A 21659-nucleotide genomic window follows, 5' to 3' on the forward strand; every position below is an offset into this window, starting at 1 on the left:
TATCCAACAGTAAATCTCACTCAGTCTGAGCGTTCGCAAAGCCGTCTGTGGACGCCGACTCCCGTCGAATCATCCGCTCCATCTTCCACTCGAACGCCAGCGTCAACGTCACTGCCGCACAGGCCAAGCCCAGTGCCAAGCCCCACCAGACGCCCGTCGGGCCCCAGTTCAGATGGAACGCCATCCACCACGCGGCAGGCGCGCCGATCAGCCAGTAGCAACCGAGCCCGACCAGGAAGGTGGTTTTGGCGTCTTTAAGCCCGCGAATGCATCCCATCGCGATGGTTTGCGTGCCGTCGAACAGCTCGAACCAGGCCGCCACAGCCAGCAGGCTGACGGCCAGTTCGATGACCGGGCGGAAGGCCGGATCGTTGTGGTCCAGGAACAGACCGATCAACGGATTGGGCAACAGCCAGAACACCATGGCAAAGCACAGCATTGCCACCGCACCGAAAGCGATGCCGACCCGTCCGGACATCCGGGCATGCTGCAATTGCCCGGCCCCGTAGTGCTGGCCGATGCGCATGGTGATGGCGTAGGACATGCCCGCCGGGACCATGAATGCTACCGAAACGATCTGCAACGCAATCTGGTGCGCAGCCAGTTGCGTGCTGCCCATGGTTCCCATGCACAACGCCGCGAACGCAAACAGCCCGACCTCCACCGCGTAAGTGCCGCCAATCGGCAGACCCAGGCGCCACATCTCTTTGAGGTACTGACGGTTGGGTCGCGACAGTCCCTGGCGCAATGGATAGGCGTCGTAGGCCGGGTGCCGCCGGATATGCCACGCCAACGCCAAAGCCATCAGGTTGGCAACAATCGCCGTGACCAGGCCAATACCCACCAGGCCCATTTTCGGCAGACCAAACATCCCGGTGATCAACGCGTAGTTGAGCACGAAGTTGGCAACGGTGCCGGCAAGGCTGATGACCATCACCGGTGTCGCGCGGCCAATGGCGCTGGTGAAGCCGCGAAGGGCCATGAAGCTGAGGTAGCCGGGCAGGGCGAAAGGCAGGATCAACAGAAACTGCCCGGCCAGTTGCACGTTGGTCTCGGTCTGGCCGAACAGGATCAGAACGGGTTTGAGGTTCCATAGCAGTAACCCAGCCACCAGCGCCATCAGCCAGGCCAGCCACAAACCGGCCTGGGTCAGCCGCGCCGCGCCGACGATATCGCCAGCGCCGTGACGGATCGACACCAGTGTGCCCACCGCTGCAATCACGCCGATGCAAAAAATCGAAACAAATGAATAGGTGGCCGCACCGAGTCCGCCACCCGCCAACGCCTCGGGACTGATACGCGCCATCATCAGGGTGTCGGTGAGCACCATCAGCATGTGCGCCAGCTGCGAGGCAATCAACGGCCCCGCCAGCCGCAGGATGGCCCAGAGTTCTGAACGCACTGGATGTTTCATTGTTATCACGCCCGACAGTCAGGTAGTAGAGGAAAGGGTCGATTTTCGGCGCTTTGCGAGGTTTGCACAAAGGGATAAATAGGATGAGTAGCATGACTTAAACTCATCTTGGGATCTTTCTGATAAGTTTATGGGATTACGTTGTAGGAGCTTTACGCATGTCTCGTCGCCTTCCCCCGTTGTATGCCCTTCGTGCATTCGAAGCGGCGGCGCGTCACAGTTCGTTTACCCGCGCCGCTGAAGAACTGTCGATCACGCAAAGTGCGGTCAGCCGACACATTCGTACTCTGGAAGAGCATTTTGCCTGCCGGTTGTTTCATCGTAGCGGTCGCCACCTGCAACTGACCGAGTCGGCGCGGTTGATCCTGCCGGGTATCCGCGAAGGTTTTACCGCGCTGGAGCGGGCCTGTCAGACCTTGCAGGCCGAAGATGACATCCTGCGCATGAAAGCCCCTTCCACCCTGACCATGCGCTGGTTGCTGGCGCGGCTCAGCCGCTTCCGCCACCTGCAACCGGGCAACGAGGTGCAACTGACCAGCGCGTGGATGGACATCGATTCGGTGGACTTCAACCATGAGCCCTTCGACTGCGCGGTGATACTGGGTAACGGGCAATTTCCACCCGATTGGGAAGCCAGGCTGTTGTTTGCCGAAGAACTGATCCCCGTGGGCGCGCCGAATCTTCTCAACGACCAGCCGTGGGATGTCGAGCGCCTGGCTCAGGCTGAACTGCTGCACCCGACGCCGGACCGGCGTGACTGGCGCAGTTGGCTGGACCGTATGGGGCTGTCCGATCAGGTGTCGCTCAAGGGCGGCCAGGTATTCGATACGTTGGAGCTGGGCATGATTGCCGCTGCCCGGGGTTACGGCGTGTCGATGGGCGACCTGCTGATGGTGGCTGAGGATGTGGCGCAGGGGCGACTGAGTTTGCCGTGGCCCACTGCCGTCGCCAGTGGTGAGAATTATTACCTCGTTTGGCCGAAAACCCGACCGGGAGGTGAACGTTTGCGCAGGCTCGGCGATTTTCTGCAAAACGAGGTCCGAGCCATGAAAATGCCCGCCGTAGAGCGCTTGCGCTGAATCGTTAGAGCCTGCTCTACCACGGCCTTGCGCGGTATCCGAGATAACCACTCAAGTATTAGGTTTTTAGGCCGAAAGTATCATTGTGGAACCCTCGTGCAGGTTTCACGCAATTCCCATTATTAGAAAAATTGCTGGGCAGCCAATCAAGGAGGAGGGCGCCCGGCCAGGAGCAGTCATGTCTCAACCTCGTGCTCGAATTGCCTCACAGCTTGGCCTTGCGCTAGCTGTGATCCTGGCAATCGTTATCACCGGTAGTACCTTGTTCGCCCTGCGTTCGCTGGACACTGCCAACCTCGCCACACGCGAGGAACACCTGGCCAGCGAAGCCCGTTTGCTGGCCGATCAGTTGACTACTTTCCACAGCACGTTGCGTGAAAGTACCCAGCGCCTGGCGGGTCTGTTCGAGAAGCGCTTCGCGGGCGGCCTGAGCGTCCACCCGGATGAACAGTTCAACGTGGCAGGCACTCAGACGCCTGGCCTGCACCTGGGTAACGAAGTGCTCAACAACAACTTCAAGGAAGTGGACGAGTTCAAGCAGATGACCGCCGGCGTGGCCACGGTCTTCGTGCGCAACGGTGAGGATTTCATTCGCGTCAGCACCAACGTCACGAAGCAGGACGGTACCCGTGCCATCGGCACCATCCTCGATCATGCCAACCCGGCTTACGCTCGCTTGATGTCGGGGCAGAGCTTTGTTGGCCGCTCCCTGTTGTTTGAGCGTTACTACATGTCGCAATACACCCCGGTGCGCGACAGCGCCGGGAAGGTGATCGCCGTGCTGTACGTAGGTTTTGACTACACCGACGCGCAGAACGCCCAGTTTGCCAACCTCAAGCGTTTCCGTATTGGCCAGACCGGATCGCTGGCGCTGCTCGACGAGAAAAACAATTGGCTGGTGCCGATTGCCGGTGTGCAAGCCCTGGACAAAGCCGCCCCGGCCATCGTAAATCTGGCGAAGACGCCAAGTGATGGCGGTTTCTGGAGCGACACCTCGGAAGACTTCTACAGCGTCGCGGTGCCCTTCGAGGATGGTCCATGGTCGGTTGTCGCCAGCATGCCGCAGGAGGAAATCAGCGCGGTGACCTGGAGCGTCGGTATTCAGCTGGCCATTGGTAGCTTGCTGGCGATGCTGATTGCCGTGGGTTCGGCAGTCTGGCTGCTGCGCAGCAAACTTGCGCCACTGAGCGATCTGGTACGTCAGGCTGAAGCCCTGGGTGCCGGTGACCTGAGCGTTCGTCTGAATGTGTCGAGCAATGACGAAATAGGTCAACTGGCCCGTGCGTTCAACCAGATGAGCCAGGCGCTGTCGACCATGGTCGAGCACATTCGCAAGTCCTCGCAAGAGGTCAACAGCCGTGCCCAGGCGTTGTCCGGCCTGTCCGGCGGTGCTTATGAAGGGATGGAGCAGCAGTCGGGCGAGATCACCAGCATGGCCGGTGCCGTAGAGGAGTTCAGTGCCACCTCGCTGAACATTGCCGACAACATGGGCAATACCCAACGACTGGCCCAGGAGAACGCCCAGCAAACCCAGATCGGTCGTACGTCCATGGACGAAGCGTCTTCTTCGCTGGAGCAGATTGCCGGTGCGTTGAACAGCACGGCGTCGGTGATCAATACCTTGGGGCAGCGCTCGCAGGAAATCGGCGGCATCGTCGGCACCATTACCTCCATTGCCGAGCAAACCAACCTTCTGGCGCTCAACGCAGCCATCGAAGCAGCCCGTGCCGGCGAGCAAGGACGCGGTTTTGCCGTGGTGGCGGATGAGGTGCGCAACCTGGCGTCCCGCACTCGTCAGGCAACCGACGAGATTTCCGGCATGATCCAGAGCATCCAGCAGGAAACGGGCAACGCCATCAGCACCATGGAGCAGGGCAACGTGCTGATGCAGGAAGGTCTTTCACGCAACGCCAACGTCGCCTCGGCACTGGCGCGGATTGACGAGCAAAGCCGCTCGGCCGGTCAACAGTTCGCCGCAATTACCACCGCGACCCAGGAACAGAGCAGCACAGCGACGTTGCTCAGCAGCAACCTGCAGAGCATTGCGCTGGCCAACAGCGAACAACGCGAAGTGGTGGCGAACCTGGCTGTCACGGCGAAGGAGCTGGAGAAACTGGCGGCGGATCTGCGCTCGGAGGTTGACCGGTTTCGTTGAGGTACGGCTGAAATAGCTATCGCGAGCAAGCCCGCTCCCACAGGGTCCGAAGTATGTAGATCTACTGGGGGAGCGAGCCTGCTCGCAATTGGGGGCGACTCAACCCAAGCCCTATTGAGTCGCCGGCCGATACTGCAACGCCTCGGCCAGATGTTCCCGCGTGATCTCCTCAACCTGCTCAAGGTCGGCCAATGTGCGCGCCACCTTGAGCAGCCGATGCGCTGAGCGCAGCGACAGGGTCAGTCGTTCGCAAGCCGTTTCCAGCCAGTGCTCGTCGGCTGTGGATAACCCGCAATGCCGCCGCAGCCCCGGCAAATCAAGAAAGGCATTCGCACACCCCTGGCGTTTCAGTTGCCGCCCCCGCGCCTCCGCAACCAGGGCAGAGGCTCTGCTGCTGTCATCGCCCGCTCTTACAGCAGGGCTCAACGCGGTTGCCTCGCGGGCGACGGTCAGGTGCAAATCAATACGATCCAGCAGCGGCCCCGACAGTTTGTTGCGGTAGCGCTGCACCATGTCCGGGGTGCAACTGCATTTGCCGCTGGGCTCGCCCAGATACCCACAAGGGCAAGGGTTCATCGCCGCCACCAACTGGAAGCGTGCTGGAAAGCGCACCCGCTCCCGCGCCCGGGAAATCACGATGTGCCCGGATTCCAATGGCTCGCGTAGAACCTCCAATACCTTGCGATCGAACTCCGGTAATTCATCGAGAAACAAGACGCCATGGTGGGCGAGGGTGATTTCCCCCGGCTGCGGTTTTGAACTGCCACCGACCAGCGCCGGCCCGGACGCCGAGTGGTGTGGCTGGCGGAACGGCCGCTGTGGCCAGTGGGTCAGCGGTGCGCCGCTGGCCACCGACTGAATGGCCGCCACTTCCAGGGCTTCATGTTCGGCCAGCGGCGGCAGCAGCCCCGGCAGGCGGCTGGCCAGCAGGGTCTTGCCGGTGCCGGGCGGACCACTGAACAACAGGTTGTGCGCTCCGGCGGCAGCGATCAGTAGCGCACGCTTGGCCGCCAACTGGCCCTGCACTTCGTTGAGGTCGGGATAGGGTTTGGCGGCGTGAATCAAACCGTCCGAAACATAGGGATCGACCGGCGTATGTCCGTTGAAATGCGCCACCGCTTGCAGCAGATGATCCACCGCAATGACCTGCAACCCCGACGCCAGGCATGCCTCCTCGGCATTCGCCCGAGGCACAACGAGCATCCGTCCCGCTTTTCGCGCCGCCAGCGCCGCCGGCAACACCCCGCGTACCGGCCGCACCTCACCGGACAACGCCAGCTCACCCAGGCACTCCACGTCATCCAGTGTGAGGGTGGGCACCTGCACACTCGCCGACAGAATCCCCAGGGCGATCGCCAAGTCAAAGCGCCCACCATCCTTGGGCAAGTCTGCGGGCGCCAGATTCAAGGTGATCCGCCGCGCCGGAAACTGCAGCCCCGAATTGATGATCGCGCTGCGCACCCGATCCTTGCTCTCTTTCACCGCCGCTTCCGGCAGGCCGACCATGGTCAGCGACGGCAAACCGTTGGCCAGGTGAACTTCGACGGTGACGGCAGGCGCATCCACGCCGATTTGGGCGCGGCTGTGGACGATGGAGAGGGACATGGTCGTTCCTTGGGCTAAACGAAGGGCCGCTTCCTGCGGTTGTTTTCAAGGGTAGACGTGGGGTGGGGGTTTTCCAGGGGGGCGGTGAGGACGAATGTTCGCAGGATGTTGCGGTTCGACGATTTGAATCCGAGTTGCTATGTGGCTCGTTTCAATTGTGCCGGGTAGTCCTTTTCTTAAAATACCGGAAAGACGCGGCGACCCCCTTGCGCGAGCGCAGACGAAGAATACACTTGAGATTAATGCATAACGTTAAGCTTTAAACTATGATCGTTAGCTTTAGATGTTCTGAGACCGAGTACCTGTTTCGCAATGGCAAGACCCGGACATGGCCTGCCATTTTGAGTGTCGTGGAACGAAAGCTGGCGATGCTTGAGGCTGCTGCTGTGCTGAAGGACCTTCGATCCCCGCCGGGGAATCGCCTGGAGGCATTGGAAGGAGGTCGCAAGGGTCAGCACAGCATCCGCGTCAATGCTCAATGGCGAATCTGCTTTGTCTGGGGTCCCAACGGGCCAGAGCATGTAGAAATCGTCGATTATCACTGAGGTGAGTCATGACTAAGAATGGTATGCGCCCGGTTCACCCTGGTGAGATCCTCAAGGAGGAATACCTGGAGCCTCTGAGCCTCACGGCAGCAGCACTGGCCAGGGCGTTGGGCGTTTCGACACCCACGGTGAACGATATTGTGCTCCAGCGCCGAGGCGTCAGTGCTGACATGGCTATCAGGCTTTCGATCTGTCTGGATACGACCCCCGAGTTCTGGCTGAACCTGCAATCGACCTTCGATTTGCGTAAAGCCGAAATCGAGCGGGGTGCCGCGATTCGGGATCAGGTTGCGCGGCTAGCCTACTGCGCCTGATCATTGCCCGGATTTGAATGAGCCTCACGCGAAAACGTGGGGCTTTTTTGTCTTCTGAGCGCGTGAGGCAGCGTCATTCGCGCAGAGTACAACATTGATTGGGTGGCAGTTGTACGCAGGCTGGCGAACCGGAGCAAAAGGAATCCGGCAGACTCGAGGGTCCCCCACGCACAACCGCCATGACTCGAACATTCGGGAGGAAACCCGCTTTCGGACGGTGGTGGTGCACCTTGAGCTTCCAGGTCGCCAAACCCGGTGCTGAAACATTCAGCATTGGGAGAGCTTATAAATCGGAGGTTATGGGGGCAATCAGACGGGGGATGAGATTTGCGTAGGACGTTGCCGGGATCTTTGCGGGCGAGGAGCGTGACTGCGGCAAGTCCTACAGAGGAGATGAAGGTCGTTTCGACCTTCATCGCGGGCAAGCCCGCTCCTACAGAGGGTTATTCGGTGGGCGGGTTCAGCTTTGCTTCCATTTCCGCGACTTTGGCTTCCAGGCTTTCCAGGCGCGCGCGGGTGCGGGCGAGGACGACCATCTGGCTGTCGAATTCTTCGCGGCTCACCAGGTCCAGTTTGCTGAAGGCGCTTTGCAGCAACATCTTGAACTGACTTTCGATTTCGCTTTTGGGCAGCGGGGTGTCACCGCTGAAGAGACGAGAGGCGGTGCCGGTCAGGGCGTCGAGGAAGTCTTTGGGCGCGAGCATGGTGGATGTCCTGTAATCGAGGCCGGCAGTGTATCACGCAGTGCGTTGCGCTCATTTAGACCACGGGTCCTGCACGTTTTTCGCGCATACGGGCGGGCCGCATCGCACCGTTATTGTGCGTATGCGCCGGGCTATTTGTGCGCAATCGCCAGCTGGCAGGGGCAAGCAATTGAATTTTGGGATTTTTGCCGAGATGGCAAGCTTTCTGCTTAGTCGGTAGTAACCCATGCACTGATGCAGTCGCTGTGACGAATGCAGTGCGCCAAGCGGAACGGGGGAAGTGTTTCGCGCGGAGTGGTTAGCTGGCGTCGGGCGGGCAGGTTAAAGGCCGACGATGCGTTACAAAGCCAGGCACTGCGCTTAGACTTGAGACGGGTTTGTTTTCCTGGGGCAAGTCCACCAATTCGGGAGAGAGTTTTCATGAAGCTAGTCACTGCCATCATCAAGCCGTTCAAGTTGGACGACGTGCGCGAGTCGTTGTCCGAAATCGGCGTGCAGGGCATTACCGTCACTGAAGTCAAAGGCTTCGGTCGGCAGAAGGGTCACACCGAGCTGTATCGCGGCGCGGAGTACGTGGTCGATTTCCTGCCAAAGGTGAAGATCGATGTCGCCATTGACGACAAGGATCTCGACCGGGTTATCGAGGCGATAACCAAGGCCGCCAACACCGGCAAGATTGGTGACGGCAAGATCTTCGTGGTGAATCTGGAACAGGCGATTCGCATCCGTACCGGCGAAACCGATACCGACGCAATCTAAGCCGCCCCAAACCCCAACGCCCCAGGAGAAAACAATATGACTCTGCGTAAATTCGCAGGGCTAGGAGCCCTGTTGTCCATCGTAATGCCAAGCCTGGCCATGGCGGCAGACGAAGTGGCAGCCCCTGTCCTCAATTCCGGCGACACCGCCTGGATGCTGACCTCCACAGCCCTCGTGCTGTTCATGACCATCCCCGGCCTCGCGCTGTTCTACGGTGGCATGGTTCGGTCGAAAAACATTCTTTCCGTATTGATGCAGTGCTTTGCCATTACCGGCCTGATCAGCATCCTGTGGGTCATTTATGGCTACAGCATCGCGTTCGACACCACCGGCATGGAGCAGGGCGTCGTCAACTTCAACTCCTTCTTCGGCGGCATGGGCAAGGCTTTCCTCGCCGGTGTCACGCCAGCCAGCCTGACCGGCCCGGCGGCGCTGTTCCCGGAAGCCGTGTTCATCACCTTCCAGATGACCTTCGCCATTATCACCCCGGCGCTGATCGTCGGTGCCTTCGCCGAGCGCATGAAGTTCTCCGCGATGCTGGTGTTCATGGGCATCTGGTTCACCCTGGTCTATGCACCGATTGCGCACATGGTCTGGTCCGGCAACGGCGGCCTGATGTGGGACTGGGGCGTACTCGACTTCGCTGGCGGCACCGTGGTGCACATCAACGCCGGTATCGCAGGTCTGGTGGCGTGCATCGTGCTCGGCAAGCGTAAAGGCTTCCCGACCACCCCGATGGCTCCGCACAACCTGGGTTACACCCTGACGGGCGCTGCGATGCTGTGGGTTGGCTGGTTTGGTTTCAACGCCGGTTCCGCCGCTGCTGCCAACGGCACTGCGGGCATGGCGATGCTGGTTACCCAGATCGCTACCGCTGCTGCTGCACTGGGTTGGATGTTTGCCGAGTGGATTACCCACGGTAAACCAAGTGCACTGGGTATCGCGTCGGGTGTGGTTGCCGGCCTGGTCGCCATTACCCCGGCGGCGGGCACAGTAGGCCCAATGGGCGCCCTGGTGATCGGCCTGGCCGCTGGCGTGGTGTGCTTCTTCTGCGCCACCACCCTGAAACGCAAACTCGGTTATGACGACTCCCTGGACGCCTTCGGCGTGCACGGTATCGGCGGTATCCTCGGCGCCATCCTGACCGGTGTGTTCGCAGCCCCGTCCCTGGGTGGCTTCGGCACCGTGACCGACATCGCCGCACAAGTCTGGATCCAGTGCAAAGGCGTGGGCTTCACCGTTATCTACACAGCGATCGTCACCTACATCATCCTCAAGGTGCTGGACGCTGTCATGGGCTTGCGTGTCACCGAAGAAGAAGAGGCCGTGGGCATCGACCTGGCCCTTCACAACGAGCGCGGCTACAACCTGTAAGACGCGCGCCACAAAAAAACTGCCCGGCTTGCCGGGCATTTTTTTGCCCGGTATTTGTCAGTAAGGGGGCAGCTGAAAGGTTTTTTCGTACATGTTTGATGGCGTTTGCGCCAAGCGTTTTTTGCAAGCCGATCACTTGCGTAATTGAAGGAATATTGGGGCCTTTGTTTTTTCACAGAGCGCGCTAGAATGCGCCCCGAACGTGCGGAGAACTGTATGTGGCAACAGACTCTGATTACCCTGCGGGCCAGGCCCCGGGGCTTTCATCTGGTAACGGACGAGTTACTCGCTGGCCTGCCTGAACTCAAGGCATGCCGGGTCGGTCTGTTGCACTTGTGGCTGCAGCATACCTCGGCGTCGTTGACCATCAACGAGAACGCCGATCCGGCGGTACGTCGCGACTTCGAACGATTTTTCAATCGTCTGATCCCACAAGGCACAGACGGCTATGAGCATAACGACGAAGGCCTGGACGACCTCCCGGCGCACTTCAAGGCCAGCGTACTTGGCTGTCAGCTCAGTTTGCCGATTTCGGCAGGCCGGTTGGCGCTGGGGACATGGCAAGGCGTTTATCTGGGCGAGCACCGTGATCATGGCGGTGCTCGTAAAGTCCTCGCCACCTTGTACGGTGAAGGGGCATAAACCGCTGGTCACCAGCGGTTACTGAATTTTTCTGGCAGCCATCGACAGACGGCTAAGCTGGACTATAACTAACCTGCTTTTCGCAAGTCATGAGGTAGAACATGAGCGACGATGATCTGGAAAACGACGACCTCGAAGTAGGCGACGACGACGAAACCGAAGAAGGTTTGGAAGCAGCGGCCGAAGACGTCGCTGAAGACGACGGCGGTGACGTGCCGGCTCCGACCGCCAAAGGCAAAGCCAAGGCTGCAGTGTCGGTCGATGAACTGCCGAGCGTGGAAGCCAAGAACAAGGAGCGCGATGCCTTGGCCAAGGCCATGGAAGAGTTCCTTGCCAGGGGTGGCAGGGTGCAGGAAGTGGAGGCCAATGTGGTCGCCGATCCGCCCAAGAAGCCTGACAACAAGTACGGCAGCCGGCCTATCTGAGCCGCTCCCCTTGCTTGCTGAAAAAGCCCGCCGTCGCTGCGGGCTTTTTCATGGGCGAACAGAAAACTCATTGTGTAGGAGATACCTGTGGGATAAATGTCAGGCTGAAGTGCTGTTCCAACCCGCCAACAGCGCCGGCAACTCGGTCAGGCTGCGAATCTCGGCATCCGGCAGGTGCTCTGCTTCCCAGGTCTTGCCCGCCGGGTTGAACCAGATGGCCCGCAAACCGGCCTGTTGCGCCCCGGCAATGTCATCACCAGGATGATCGCCGATGTGCACCGCCGTTTCGGCGGTGGCTCCACCACGCTGCAAGGCTTCATGAAACAGTCGCGCATCCGGCTTGGCGATGCCGATGTCTTCGGCGCACAGGGCGAACTTGAAGTAGTCCGCCAGTCCCAGCCGACGTACATCGGCGTTGCCATTGGTGACCACACCCAGGGCGTAGTGATTGGCGAGGATCTCCAGGGTCGGCTGCACGTCCGGGAAGATGTCCAGCTGATGGCGCGCGTGCAGGAACACTTCAAAGCTCTGATCGGCGAGGTCCGATGCCTCGCCGTGTGCGTAACCGGCCTCTTGCAGGGCATGGAACAGCACGCGACGACGCAACGCGCTGATGCGATGCTTGAGTCCAGGCTCAGAGGTCAGCACGCGCTCGCGGATCTCCCACAGATGCTCGACCGGCAACGCGCCCAGGTCCGGCGCATGTTCGGCCAGCCATTCGCGCAGCACGGCTTCGGCAGTGACGATTACCGGGGCGGTGTCCCACAGTGTGTCGTCGAGGTCGAAGGTGATCAACTGGATCGTCATGAATCATCGCCCTTAATGCGTTTGGCCCTTGGATGGGCACTGTCATAGACCGTCGCCAGGTGCTGGAAGTCCAGGTGGGTGTAGATCTGGGTGGTCTTGATGTCCGAGTGGCCGAGCAGTTCCTGCACGGCGCGCAGGTCTTGCGAGGACTCCAGCAAGTGACTGGCGAAGGAGTGGCGCAGCATGTGCGGATGCAGGTTTTGCCCAAGCTCGCGCTCGCCGGCTGCCTTGATGCGTACCTGTACCGCGCGTGGTCCCAGGCGACGGCCTTGCTGGCTGATGAACACCGCATCGTCCGCCGGATTGGCCATGGCACGCAGGGGTAGCCACAATTCCAGCGCCTCGCGAGCCTTCTGGCCGACGGGCAACAGGCGAGTCTTGCTGCCTTTGCCCAGCACCTGGACCATGCCGTCCGCCAGGTCCAGTTGGTCGAGGTTGAGCCCGGTCAGCTCCGACAGGCGCAAACCCGAGGAGTAAAACAGCTCCAGGATTGCCTGGTCACGGCGCGCGAGGAAATCATCCTCCACTGCGCCTTCCAGCAATTGCAGCGCGCGGTCGGTGTCCAGGGTTTTGGGCAACCGACGCTCGCCCTTGGGCGGGGCCAGGCCATTGGCCGGGTCGTGATCGCACAGACCTTCGCGGTTCAGGTAGTGGTAAAGCCCGCGTACCGCCGACAGCAGGCGCGCCAGGCTGCGTGATGATTGGCCTTGGGCGTGCAGGCGGGCGATCAGGCTGCGCAGGCGCTGGATGTCCAGCGCGGCCCAGCTGCCGATGTTCTGCTTGAGGCACCAACCCAGCACTTTGTCGAGGTCACGACGATAGGCCGACAAGGTGTGTGGCGACACCTGCCGCTCACTGCGCAGGTGTTCGCAGTAAGCGTCCAGTTGTCGTTCCACGATCAGCGTACCGAGCGCAGGGGGTTGTTGACCCGTGGCAGCACGCGGCCCATGACTTCGGCGATGTAACTGAGGAACAGGGTGCCCACCGAGCTTTTGTAATGCTGCGGATCACGGCTGGCGATGGCCAGGATTCCGTGGATGCCCTGGTGGCTGATGGCGACAACGGCGGTGGAGCCGATCTGCTTGCGCTGCTCTTCACCGAACAGGAAGTCCAGCTCATGCTCGCGCAGGGTGCCGCTGACGCTCTTGTCCTCCGTCAACAAGCCGCCAATGGCTGTCTGTGCGTCGGCGTGGGTGACCCAGCGGCCAACCGGCATGGGGTTGTCGCCCAAGAGGATGAGGCTTACAAACGGCACCTGAAAGTCCTGGCGCAGGCTGTCCTCGACACACATCACCACATCTTCCAGGCTGGCGGCATCCATCAGCGCGAGGATCAGGCGGCGGGTCTTGTCGAACAGCCGGTCGTTGTCCCGCGCCACATCCATCAAGTGCGAGAGACGATGACGCAGCTCGATATTGCGGTCGCGCAGGATGGTCATCTGCCGCTCGACCAGCGAAATGGTGTCGCCACGCCGATGCGGAATGCGCAGGGACGCGAGCAGTTCTTCGTGCTCGACGAAGAAGTCCGGGTGCGCCTCGAGATACGCGGCAATCGCCGCCGCCTCAAGGCTTTCAGAGGGGGATTCGTCGGGCTGACGGGCGGGAACCTGAGGCTTGTCGGTCATGGTTTTAGCTCGCTCAAAGACGCACTTGTCCTTCGTAGACTCGCACTGCCGGGCCGGTCATCAGGACTGGTTGGCCCGGGCCTGCCCATTCAATGGACAGACGCCCGCCGGGCAGGTCGATCAATAGCGGCGAATCCATCCACCCCTGACTGATGGCGGCTACCGCTGCCGCGCAAGCGCCGGTGCCGCAGGCCTGGGTTTCCCCAGCGCCGCGTTCCCAGACGCGCAGTTGCGCACGGTTGCGGTCGATGACCTGGAGGAAACCGACATTGACCCGCGCCGGGAAGCGCGGGTGATGTTCAATTTTCGGCCCCAGCTCATGCACCGGTGCAGCGTTGATGTCGGTGACTCGCAGCACGGCGTGGGGATTGCCCATCGACACGGCTGCCAGGTCGACTGTCTGGCCGTCGACGTCGAGCAAGTAGCTGGATGCCTCGTGGTCAGCGACAAACGGGATATCAGCCGGCACCAGGCGCGGCGCACCCATGTCGACGCTGATCTGACCGTCGTTGCGCACATCCAGCTCGATGATGCCGCTTTTGGTCTCGACGCGAATCTGCCGTTTGGCGGTCAGGCGCTTGTCGAGCACAAAACGGGCGAAACAGCGCGCACCGTTGCCGCACTGTTCCACCTCGGAGCCGTCGGAGTTGAAAATCCGATAACGGAAGTCCACGTCCGGATTGCTCGGTGCTTCGACGATCAGCAACTGGTCGAAACCGATGCCGGTGTGCCGATCGCCCCATTGCTTGGCGTGCTTGGGCTGGATGTGGGCGTGCTGGCTGACCAGGTCGAGAACCATGAAGTCATTGCCCAGGCCGTGCATCTTGGTAAAACGCAGCAGCATGGTTTTACTCCGGCAGCAGGCTTTCGCCAGCGAACAACTCGGCTACCGTTTCACGGCGACGCACTTCGAACGCCTGATCACCGTCCACCAACACTTCGGCGGTACGGCCGCGCGTGTTGTAGTTGGAACTCATGACAAACCCGTAGGCACCGGCCGAATGAACGGCCAGCAGATCACCTTCTTCCAGGGCCAGCTCACGCTCCTTGGCCAGGAAGTCGCCGGTCTCGCAGATCGGCCCGACGATGTCGTAGGTGCGCGCCGAAGTATCGCGTGGGCGCACAGCGGTGACGTTCATCCAGGCCTGGTACAGCGCCGGACGGATCAAGTCGTTCATGGCCGCATCGACGATGGCGAAATCCTTGTGCTCGGTGTGCTTGAGGTATTCGACCTGGGTCAGCAGCACGCCGGCGTTGGCGACGATAAAGCGGCCCGGTTCGAAAACTAGCGCCAGGTCGCGACCGTCGAGGCGTTCGCGCACGGCCTTGATGTAGTCAGCCACCTGTGGCGGCTCTTCATCGCGATACCGCACGCCGACGCCGCCACCGAGGTCGATGTGGCGCAAGTAGATGCCGCAGTCGCTCAGGCGATCAACCAGGCCCAGCAGGCGGTCGAGGGCGTCGAGGAACGGTGGCAGGCTGGTCAGTTGCGAACCGATGTGGCAGTCGACACCGACCACTTCCAGGTTGGGCAACTGCGCGGCACGGACGTACACGTCTTCGGCGTCGGCGATGGCGATGCCGAACTTGTTTTCCTTGAGACCCGTGGAAATGTACGGGTGGGTGCCGGCGTCGACGTCCGGGTTCACGCGCAGTGAAATTGGCGCGCGAACGCCCAGCTCGGCGGCAACCACTTGCAGGCGTTCCAACTCATCGGTGGATTCGACGTTAAAGCAATGAACGCCTACTTCCAGGGCGCGACGCATGTCGTCACGGGTCTTGCCGACGCCGGAGAACACGATCTTGTCAGCGCTGCCACCAGCGGCCAGTACCCGTTCCAGCTCACCACGGGAAACGATGTCGAAACCGGCACCCAATCGGGCCAGGACATTCAGCACGCCCAGGTTGGAGTTAGCCTTGACCGCGAAGCAGACCAGGTGCGGCACGCCTTCCAGCGCATCGGCATAGGCCAGGTATTGCGCCTCGATGTGGGCGCGGGAGTAGACGTAAGTCGGCGTGCCAAAGCGTTCGGCGATGGCGGACAGGGCAACCCCTTCCGCGAACAGCTCGCCGCCACGGTAGTTAAAAGCGTCCATGGCGTTCCCTTATTGGTAGACGTCGTGCTTGTGTGCTTTGGATGGCTGCTTCTGCGAGGACTGCGCCTGTTCGGCAGGGTCCTGGTTCTCGTCTGGCAGGTACAGCGGGCCTTTTTGACCGCAGGCCGACACAAGGCAAGCAAAAGCGACGATCGAGGTGAGCGCAGCAAAGGAAGAGATCAGGCGCTTCATGGCGAAATCCTTGAAAATGCATTAATTGCGCCGGAGTATACCGGCCACCCGGCAGATTGCCTATGCGGCGGGGCTCCCGTCCGGCGGGGGTTGGTCTATACCCATTGCCACAGGTTTGCATTCGGCGGGGCTCGGTCGTATCTTGCGGCGCTTGAGTCTGATCAGATACTTTTTGAGGTTGCCGTAATGAGTTTGTCCGAAGCGCGTTTCCACGATCTGGTCGATGCCACCCAGCAAACCCTGGAAGACATCTTTGACGACAGCGATATGGATATCGACCTGGAGAGCTCGGCCGGTGTGCTGACCGTCAAGTTCGAAAACGGCAGCCAGTTGATCTTCAGCCGCCAGGAACCCCTGCGCCAGCTGTGGCTGGCCGCTGTGTCGGGTGGCTTCCACTTCGACTACGACGAAGAAAGCGAGCGCTGGATGTGCGACAAGAGCGAAGAGCAGTTGGGCGAGATGCTGGAACGCATCGTCCAGCAGCAAGCCGGTGCCGAATTCGACTTCGAAGGTCTGTGAGTTCGTGACCCAGCCGGCACCTGTTCGTCCGCCCAAGCCGCTCTACAGCAACGTCAGTCCCGCAGTGCCTTCGCCGTGCAGTGGCGTGTGCCGGCTGGACGAACACAAAGTCTGCCTCGGCTGTTTTCGCCATGTCGAAGACATTCGCGAATGGCGCTCGGCCGATGATGCCCGCCGTCGGGTCATTTGCGAGCAGGCTGACCAGCGCAAGCAAACCCCGCCTCTGTAGGAGCGAGCACGCTCGCGATGGTGGTCAACGATCACGCGGGATGTCTGAATGCCAGCGTTATCGTTCACGACCATCGCGAGCATGCTCGCACCTACAGAGGCAAACGCCCCTGGCTTGTATATTTTTTGAGCTGTGATAGTGTCCGGATACGCCTCAACTCATCGAGGCTTGTGAAAACCCCGCCTGTTTCTGGCGGGGTTTTGCTTTTTTCGTGCAGAAGAAAGGAGTCTGCCCTGATCATGACCGCACCTTCCATCACCCTTACCCGACTGGACGTTCAACGTTTGGAGCGCCTGATCGAAAGCCTGGACGAGAACCTTCCGGGCGTTATTTCGTTGCAAACCGAACTGGATCGCGCCGAGACCCTGGTCGGCCACGATGAAGTGCCTGCCGATGTCGTGACCATGAATTCCCGCGTGCATTGCCGTGAAGAAGGCAGTGGCAAGGATTACCACCTGACCCTTGTCTACCCCAAGGATGCCAATGCCGACGAAGGCCGGATTTCGATCCTGGCGCCCGTGGGCAGCGCGTTGCTTGGGCTGAAGGTCGGGCAGCACATCGATTGGCCGGCTCCGGGTGGCAAAACCCTGAAGCTGACCCTGCTGGAAGTCGAATTTCAGCCTGCCAATGGCGGCGCCTTCCCGGAATGATGTTTCAAAGCAATTCAAGTGCGTCGTTCAAGGCGCGCTCCAGGTCGGCCTTGTAGCGCAGATACAAATTGCTTGAACTCTGGCCATCCCCGATCAGGCCCGACAGGTCCAGGTCGGTGATGTAGCAGCGGTAACGCTCGGTTTCGCGGCGCTGCTCGACAATCTGTCGCGCGACTACACTGAACAGCTGTTCGCCATGTTCCAGCTCCGAAAACTCCCGCTGATTGCAGTACAACGTAACCTGCACCTCACCGGGCGCGGCTTTGCCGACAATGGCCTGCACGTCGTAGAACGGCTTGGCCGCCGGGGTTTGCGGCGCTGGTCGTACTTCGACCCGCCGGGCGCGTCCGGGGCCGGAAGGCAACAGTTGGTAATACAGTATGTCGAGGCCCGGCTGGTCTGCATCCATTGGCAGCAAGGTATCGCGACGGTACTGGATCGATTGCAGGAAGCGTTGCAGCGGCACCAGCAGGCTTTGTTCGTCGTGGTAGGGCAGGCGCTGCTGCCACAAGGCGTTGAATTCATCCAGCACGTACAAATCGGCCTGATTGTCCTGAATGCGGAAAAAAACCTGAATGCACGCAGGTTGGCCCATGGGCAGGACCAGTGCCAGGTCGTGATCTTCCAGGGCCATCGGGTCCAGGTGCAGCGGGCTGTAGCTCGCGAGTCCTTCACCCAGGTAGTCGAACAGCGCCGGCAGCGTGGCATGGGCCACGTGAGTGACCTGGCCGGGCAACAGTTCCAGCACGTGATAATGCTGCTGGACCTGAATCAGGTAGCGATGATTGAGTTTGCTCAGCAGCAGGGTCTGCGCGGTGTCGAATACCTCTTCGACTCGGCGGGCGATGAACTGCGCGCGGTTATGACAGAAGCATCGCACGCGTAATCTGGGCTGATGCGGGCCGTCCGGCAGGTTGTTCAGGTAGTCCCGCAGGCAGTCGAGCAAGGCGTGAGCCCCGTCAAATCGGCTGACCAATACTTCGTTCCAACTGTTGAGCGTGACCTGATCCAGGGTCAGCACCAGGTTCTCACGGACTCCGGCATAACTCAGGGAGTCAGTGCGCTCCGTGGTCATCAGGATGTTCAGGTCACGATGGTGCTTGAGCGGGTCCACGCCGACGTTCACCAGGATCAGCACCTCGCTCGGCACACTGGCACGCAGCAGCGGTTCCTCGGCAACCGTGGTCAAGGGCAGCGCGATGCTTTGCTGCAAGCTGCCGAGCAGGTTGAACAGTTCGAACTCACTCAGGTCGCTCTCGCCAGGATGCAGGGCCAGGCGCGTGCTGCTGTCGATCACGCCGTTGCGGTGGCACCAACTCAATAACTCAAGCAGATGACGGCTGCGTTTGATCGGCGCGAAATGCTCCCATTCGAGCGCGGTCAGGCTGCCGTTGTAGAGGCCCCAGTAAGTTTGCACCGATTCGGCCTTGTTAGGCGAGTGCACCAGCGTCAGGGTGTCTTCGGCCAGGTCGGGAGCAATGCCTGGGTTGATGAATTCGACTTTGTCCGCCTTCCGCTCGAACGCCGCGTACAGACGTCGCCCCAGCACGTTGAGGTCGCGCTTGTTGATCAAGCTCACGGTTTGTTCGCTGCGAGCAAAGTCGGTCAGGAAGCGATAGCTGTAATTGAGTTCGTTAACCAGCGCGCGGCGTTCGGCGCTCACCTGGCGGACTTTCCACTGGCTGCGGCTGTCGAGCAGCACGAGTTGGCGATGATCCCAATGCCATTCGTGGGCCAGGCGTTCCAGTAGCGAACGCTGCCAGGTTTGGCTGCGGCTGCTGCCGGTGAGTTTACGGTTGACCTTCAGGTACAGCGCTCGCCGAACCAGTTCGAGACGCTCGGTTTCGCCGCGGCCGATGAGGTATTCCTCGATGCGCCGGTAGACCATCATGTAGGGGTCCAGCTCGTCGAGATCCAGGCGATTGGCGAACACCGCCTGCTTGTAACGCAGGCTCAGGCACTGAACCCTCGGATGCTCGCTGGCGTAGACCTCGGTCAGCAGCAGTTTGAGCACTGACTTGTAGGGCGACTCGATGCCCTTGAACAGCTGCCAGAGCCCGGCGCCGATGAATTCGCCCGGCGGGATGTAGGCCAGATGCCCCAGATCAAGGGATTCGTCGGCGCGGATAAAACGTTTGGATAGCAACGTATGGGTATAGCGGTCGTAGCTGGCCTCTTCGTAAACCGGTACCAGCCACCAGATGGGTGTACGCCCGGCCAGCCAAATGGCGGTGCGGTAGAACTCGTCCAGCAGCAGATAGTGCTGGGTGGTGCCGCAGTCTTCCGAACTCAACTGCGTATCGCGCTCGCCGAGCACGAATCGGGCCGGTTCGATCAAAAAGAAATGCGCCTCGGCGCCCTGGCTCGCGGCCCATATTTCCAGCAGCTGGCACTTTTTGCGCAGTTCTGCGAGTGCTTGCTCCGTCAGGTCTGGCGCGTGGCAGACCCAGAAGTCCATGTCGCTCTGATCGGCCTGGGCGAGGGTGCCGAGACTGCCCATCAGGAACAGGCCATGGATCGGGCGGGGTGGATTGCTGCCGTGGCGTGGCTTGTAGGAAAACGAGCGGGTCAGGCGCTGGGCTTCGGCCAGCACGTCGGCATCGGGCTCAAAATTGGACAGCCCGGCGGGGGTACTGCCCGAGACGTAACCCGGCAGCAGGGGATGATTAACGTGGAAAAACAGCGGCAACAGGGTCAGAACGCTCTGCTGGCGGGTGGACAGACCCTCCATGGCGCGGGCCATGCGACCTTCATTAAGCTTTAAAAAGCGCGCACGCAGCTGGCTGAGCACCTTGCGGTCGATGCCTTCGTCCAGATCGGGGCGGATTTCATGGGTGCGGGTCATGTCAGCTCAAACCGGCTCGCAGGGACTCGGACATCATGTCTCGTGATGAAGCGCAGTTTAGCCTTCCAGCGGCGGGACGTTTAAGTGGATTTTGTTTTTGACGTCAGATTTCTGTTGCGCGGCAAGCAATGGAGTGTGCCCGCGGAAATCCCGGTGATGGGTTTTCCGTGGGCTATACGCTGGTGATCAGGCCGTTTCCGACGTTTTCAGAATAGTCAGCACCGTTTGCACGCTTTGTGCGGCGTCGCGGCCAAGACTGGTCAGGTAACCGCCGTCGGGCTGGTCGATCAGTTCTTTCTCATACAGGCGTTGAGCGGCAGCGATAGCTTTTGGGGCAGCGGTTTGATGAATTTTCAAACCTTCCTGGGAACTGTCCAGGTTGAAGAGGGCAAGGATTTCCAGTTCGGCAACCAATTCAGGCGTAAGCGACATAGGGACTCCAGACTTTCTAGGAATTGGACGACAGCGTCCCTAAGGTGAACCTGCTTGTGCGGCATGTCCAGTGCAAATCCATGTCTTTCTCACTGTAGGAGCGAGCTTGCTCGCGCCTACAGGGACTGTGAAATCACTGCTTTTCCGGGGGCAATTCGGGCAAGGCGCGCAGTGCGGCTTCGTACCATTGGGTGTTGAATGCGCGGTCTTCTTCGAGGATCGCGTCGATTTCTACCGCCAGGACGTGGGCCATCAGGTTGAGGATTTCTTCGCGCTCGTAGCCCACCAGGGTCAATTTGTTGAAGGTGGCCTTGGCGGCGGGCGGGTTGTCGCTTTCGATCTGGTTCTCGATCGCTTCGATCAGGGTGTTCTCGGTGAATTCTTCTTCGTCGGTGTCGATATCTGTTGGTTCGCTCATGGCAGGCTCCTCAAGTTCAGGCGGGCAGTTTACCTGTATTCAGTGCGGTGATGCTGCTGGCGAGAACGCCTCGAGCGTTCTATAAACAAGCACTGCCCACCCCGCACGGCCTGGAGGCTTTGTGATGCTCGAGCTTTATGGATTTTCCGTCAGTAACTACTACAACATGGTGAAGCTGGCGCTGCTGGAAAAAGACCTGCCTTTCAAGGAAGTGCCATTCTATGGCGGTCAGGAGCGTGAAGCGTTGGCCATCAGCCCACGCGGCAAGGTGCCGGTGTTGCGTGTGGAGCAGGGGTTCATCAACGAGACGTCGGTCATCCTCGAATACATCGAGCAAACCCAAAAGGGCAAGCCATTGCTGCCTGTCGAACCTTTTGAGCGGGCCCAGGTACTGGCGCTGGCCAGGGAAATCGAGCTGTACATCGAACTGCCCGCGCGTGCCTGTTACGCCGAGGCATTCTTTGGCATGATTCTGCCGGAGGCGATCAAGGAAAAGGCCAAGGCCGAGTTGCTGCTGGGGATCGCCTCACTGGGACGTCATGGCAAATTCAGCCCCTATGTTGTGGGCGAGAGCTTGAGCGTGGCGGATCTGTACTTCCTGTACAGCGTGCCGCTGGCCTGTGGGGTGGCGAAAAAGCTGTTCGACATGGATCTGCTGGCGCAATTGCCAGCGGCCAAGGCGCTGCTTGAGCACCTGGAGCAGAACCCGAATGTTCAGCGGGTGGCGGCGGATCGGGAGGCGGCTATGCCGGCGTTCATGGCGAGGGTGGCGAGCAAGAAGTAGATTTGTAGCGAATTCGAGGCTGTCATCGCGGGCAGGCCCGCTCCCAC

General features: G+C 60.5%; 24 protein-coding genes. 12 read left to right on the top strand and 12 right to left on the bottom strand.

Annotated elements, in window-relative coordinates:
- Positions 1-16 precede the first annotated feature (16 nt).
- On the bottom strand, positions 17-1414 hold the full coding sequence (locus tag AB4O36_RS26845) for a NorM family multidrug efflux MATE transporter (protein ID WP_460119721.1): 1398 nt from the start codon (positions 1412-1414) through the stop codon (positions 17-19).
- A 158-nt stretch (positions 1415-1572) separates the two neighbouring features.
- On the opposite strand from AB4O36_RS26845, the gene AB4O36_RS26850 reads away from it, so the two are divergent.
- Entirely contained in the window at positions 1573-2493 is a 921-nt protein-coding gene (locus AB4O36_RS26850) for a LysR substrate-binding domain-containing protein (RefSeq protein WP_460119722.1), read from the top strand.
- 178 nt (positions 2494-2671) lie between these two features.
- Positions 2672-4648, top strand: a complete 1977-nt coding sequence (locus AB4O36_RS26855) for a methyl-accepting chemotaxis protein (RefSeq protein ID WP_460140666.1) — start codon at positions 2672-2674, stop codon at positions 4646-4648.
- Between the two features lie 111 nt (positions 4649-4759).
- Here the strand turns inward: AB4O36_RS26855 and AB4O36_RS26860 are convergent, their stop codons facing one another.
- On the bottom strand, positions 4760-6253 hold the full coding sequence (locus tag AB4O36_RS26860) for a YifB family Mg chelatase-like AAA ATPase (protein ID WP_460140667.1): 1494 nt from the start codon (positions 6251-6253) through the stop codon (positions 4760-4762).
- Positions 6254-6519: 266 nt separating this feature from the next.
- Here AB4O36_RS26860 and AB4O36_RS26865 point away from each other — a divergent pair, with 266 nt between their 5' ends.
- Positions 6520-6798 carry a type II toxin-antitoxin system RelE/ParE family toxin gene (locus AB4O36_RS26865; protein WP_460140668.1) on the top strand — a complete coding sequence of 93 codons (279 nt, stop codon included), beginning with the start codon at positions 6520-6522 and terminating at the stop codon, positions 6796-6798.
- Between the two features lie 8 nt (positions 6799-6806).
- A complete protein-coding gene (locus tag AB4O36_RS26870; RefSeq protein WP_460140669.1) occupies positions 6807-7112 on the top strand; it encodes a HigA family addiction module antitoxin in 306 nt (101 codons plus the stop codon).
- Positions 7113-7555: 443 nt separating this feature from the next.
- Here the strand turns inward: AB4O36_RS26870 and AB4O36_RS26875 are convergent, their stop codons facing one another.
- Entirely contained in the window at positions 7556-7816 is a 261-nt protein-coding gene (locus AB4O36_RS26875; RefSeq protein ID WP_460119728.1) for an accessory factor UbiK family protein, read from the bottom strand.
- A gap of 420 nt (positions 7817-8236) precedes the next feature.
- Between AB4O36_RS26875 and glnK the strand changes: the two genes are divergently transcribed.
- From glnK to sutA, 4 genes are all read left to right on the top strand, one after another.
- Positions 8237-8575: a P-II family nitrogen regulator gene (gene glnK, locus AB4O36_RS26880; protein ID WP_002555808.1), complete on the top strand. Its 339-nt coding sequence runs from the start codon at positions 8237-8239 to the stop codon at positions 8573-8575.
- Positions 8576-8611: 36 nt separating this feature from the next.
- Positions 8612-9949, top strand: a complete 1338-nt coding sequence (locus AB4O36_RS26885) for an ammonium transporter (RefSeq protein WP_460119730.1) — start codon at positions 8612-8614, stop codon at positions 9947-9949.
- Positions 9950-10165: 216 nt separating this feature from the next.
- Positions 10166-10591: a secondary thiamine-phosphate synthase enzyme YjbQ gene (locus tag AB4O36_RS26890; protein WP_428273959.1), complete on the top strand. Its 426-nt coding sequence runs from the start codon at positions 10166-10168 to the stop codon at positions 10589-10591.
- A 101-nt stretch (positions 10592-10692) separates the two neighbouring features.
- On the top strand, positions 10693-11016 hold the full coding sequence (gene sutA / locus AB4O36_RS26895; RefSeq protein ID WP_460119732.1) for a transcriptional regulator SutA: 324 nt from the start codon (positions 10693-10695) through the stop codon (positions 11014-11016).
- Positions 11017-11115: 99 nt separating this feature from the next.
- Here sutA and AB4O36_RS26900 read toward each other — a convergent pair whose 3' ends face one another.
- Genes AB4O36_RS26900 through lptM form a run of 6 tightly spaced genes read right to left on the bottom strand, consistent with a single transcriptional unit; the run spans position 11116 to position 15735 of the window.
- Positions 11116-11823, bottom strand: coding sequence for an HAD family hydrolase (locus tag AB4O36_RS26900; protein ID WP_460119734.1), 708 nt, complete (start codon positions 11821-11823; stop codon positions 11116-11118).
- Positions 11820-12719 carry a tyrosine recombinase XerC gene (gene xerC / locus AB4O36_RS26905; RefSeq protein ID WP_460119736.1) on the bottom strand — a complete coding sequence of 300 codons (900 nt, stop codon included), beginning with the start codon at positions 12717-12719 and terminating at the stop codon, positions 11820-11822. Before xerC ends, AB4O36_RS26900 begins: the two co-directional genes overlap by 4 nt.
- Before the next feature lie 2 nt (positions 12720-12721).
- Positions 12722-13447: a DUF484 family protein gene (locus AB4O36_RS26910; RefSeq protein WP_460119738.1), complete on the bottom strand. Its 726-nt coding sequence runs from the start codon at positions 13445-13447 to the stop codon at positions 12722-12724.
- A gap of 13 nt (positions 13448-13460) precedes the next feature.
- The gene (dapF, locus tag AB4O36_RS26915) at positions 13461-14291 is read right to left on the bottom strand and encodes a diaminopimelate epimerase (RefSeq protein WP_460140670.1); all 831 of its coding nucleotides are present in this window, start codon (positions 14289-14291) and stop codon (positions 13461-13463) included.
- Positions 14292-14295: 4 nt separating this feature from the next.
- Entirely contained in the window at positions 14296-15543 is a 1248-nt protein-coding gene (lysA, locus tag AB4O36_RS26920) for a diaminopimelate decarboxylase (RefSeq protein WP_460119742.1), read from the bottom strand.
- Between the two features lie 9 nt (positions 15544-15552).
- Positions 15553-15735: an LPS translocon maturation chaperone LptM gene (lptM, locus tag AB4O36_RS26925; RefSeq protein WP_368556046.1), complete on the bottom strand. Its 183-nt coding sequence runs from the start codon at positions 15733-15735 to the stop codon at positions 15553-15555.
- A 186-nt stretch (positions 15736-15921) separates the two neighbouring features.
- Between lptM and cyaY the strand changes: the two genes are divergently transcribed.
- From cyaY to rnk, 3 genes are all read left to right on the top strand, one after another.
- A complete protein-coding gene (cyaY, locus tag AB4O36_RS26930) occupies positions 15922-16254 on the top strand; it encodes an iron donor protein CyaY (RefSeq protein WP_460119744.1) in 333 nt (110 codons plus the stop codon).
- Between the two features lie 4 nt (positions 16255-16258).
- Positions 16259-16483, top strand: coding sequence for a DUF1289 domain-containing protein (locus tag AB4O36_RS26935; protein ID WP_460140671.1), 225 nt, complete (start codon positions 16259-16261; stop codon positions 16481-16483).
- 239 nt (positions 16484-16722) lie between these two features.
- A complete protein-coding gene (gene rnk / locus AB4O36_RS26940; RefSeq protein WP_460140672.1) occupies positions 16723-17133 on the top strand; it encodes a nucleoside diphosphate kinase regulator in 411 nt (136 codons plus the stop codon).
- Positions 17134-17137: 4 nt separating this feature from the next.
- Here the strand turns inward: rnk and AB4O36_RS26945 are convergent, their stop codons facing one another.
- From AB4O36_RS26945 to AB4O36_RS26955, 3 genes are all read right to left on the bottom strand, one after another.
- On the bottom strand, positions 17138-19978 hold the full coding sequence (locus tag AB4O36_RS26945; protein WP_460140673.1) for a class I adenylate cyclase: 2841 nt from the start codon (positions 19976-19978) through the stop codon (positions 17138-17140).
- 186 nt (positions 19979-20164) lie between these two features.
- On the bottom strand, positions 20165-20410 hold the full coding sequence (locus AB4O36_RS26950) for a TIGR02647 family protein (RefSeq protein WP_460119752.1): 246 nt from the start codon (positions 20408-20410) through the stop codon (positions 20165-20167).
- 133 nt (positions 20411-20543) lie between these two features.
- Complete coding sequence (locus tag AB4O36_RS26955) at positions 20544-20828, bottom strand: hypothetical protein (protein ID WP_460119754.1); 285 nt, start codon at positions 20826-20828, stop codon at positions 20544-20546.
- Between the two features lie 124 nt (positions 20829-20952).
- Here AB4O36_RS26955 and AB4O36_RS26960 point away from each other — a divergent pair, with 124 nt between their 5' ends.
- Positions 20953-21612 (top strand): glutathione S-transferase family protein, encoded by a 660-nt coding sequence (locus AB4O36_RS26960; RefSeq protein ID WP_460140674.1) that lies wholly within the window; start codon positions 20953-20955, stop codon positions 21610-21612.
- Positions 21613-21659: the final 47 nt, after the last annotated feature.

Source organism: Pseudomonas sp. S2_E01 (assembly GCF_054668365.1).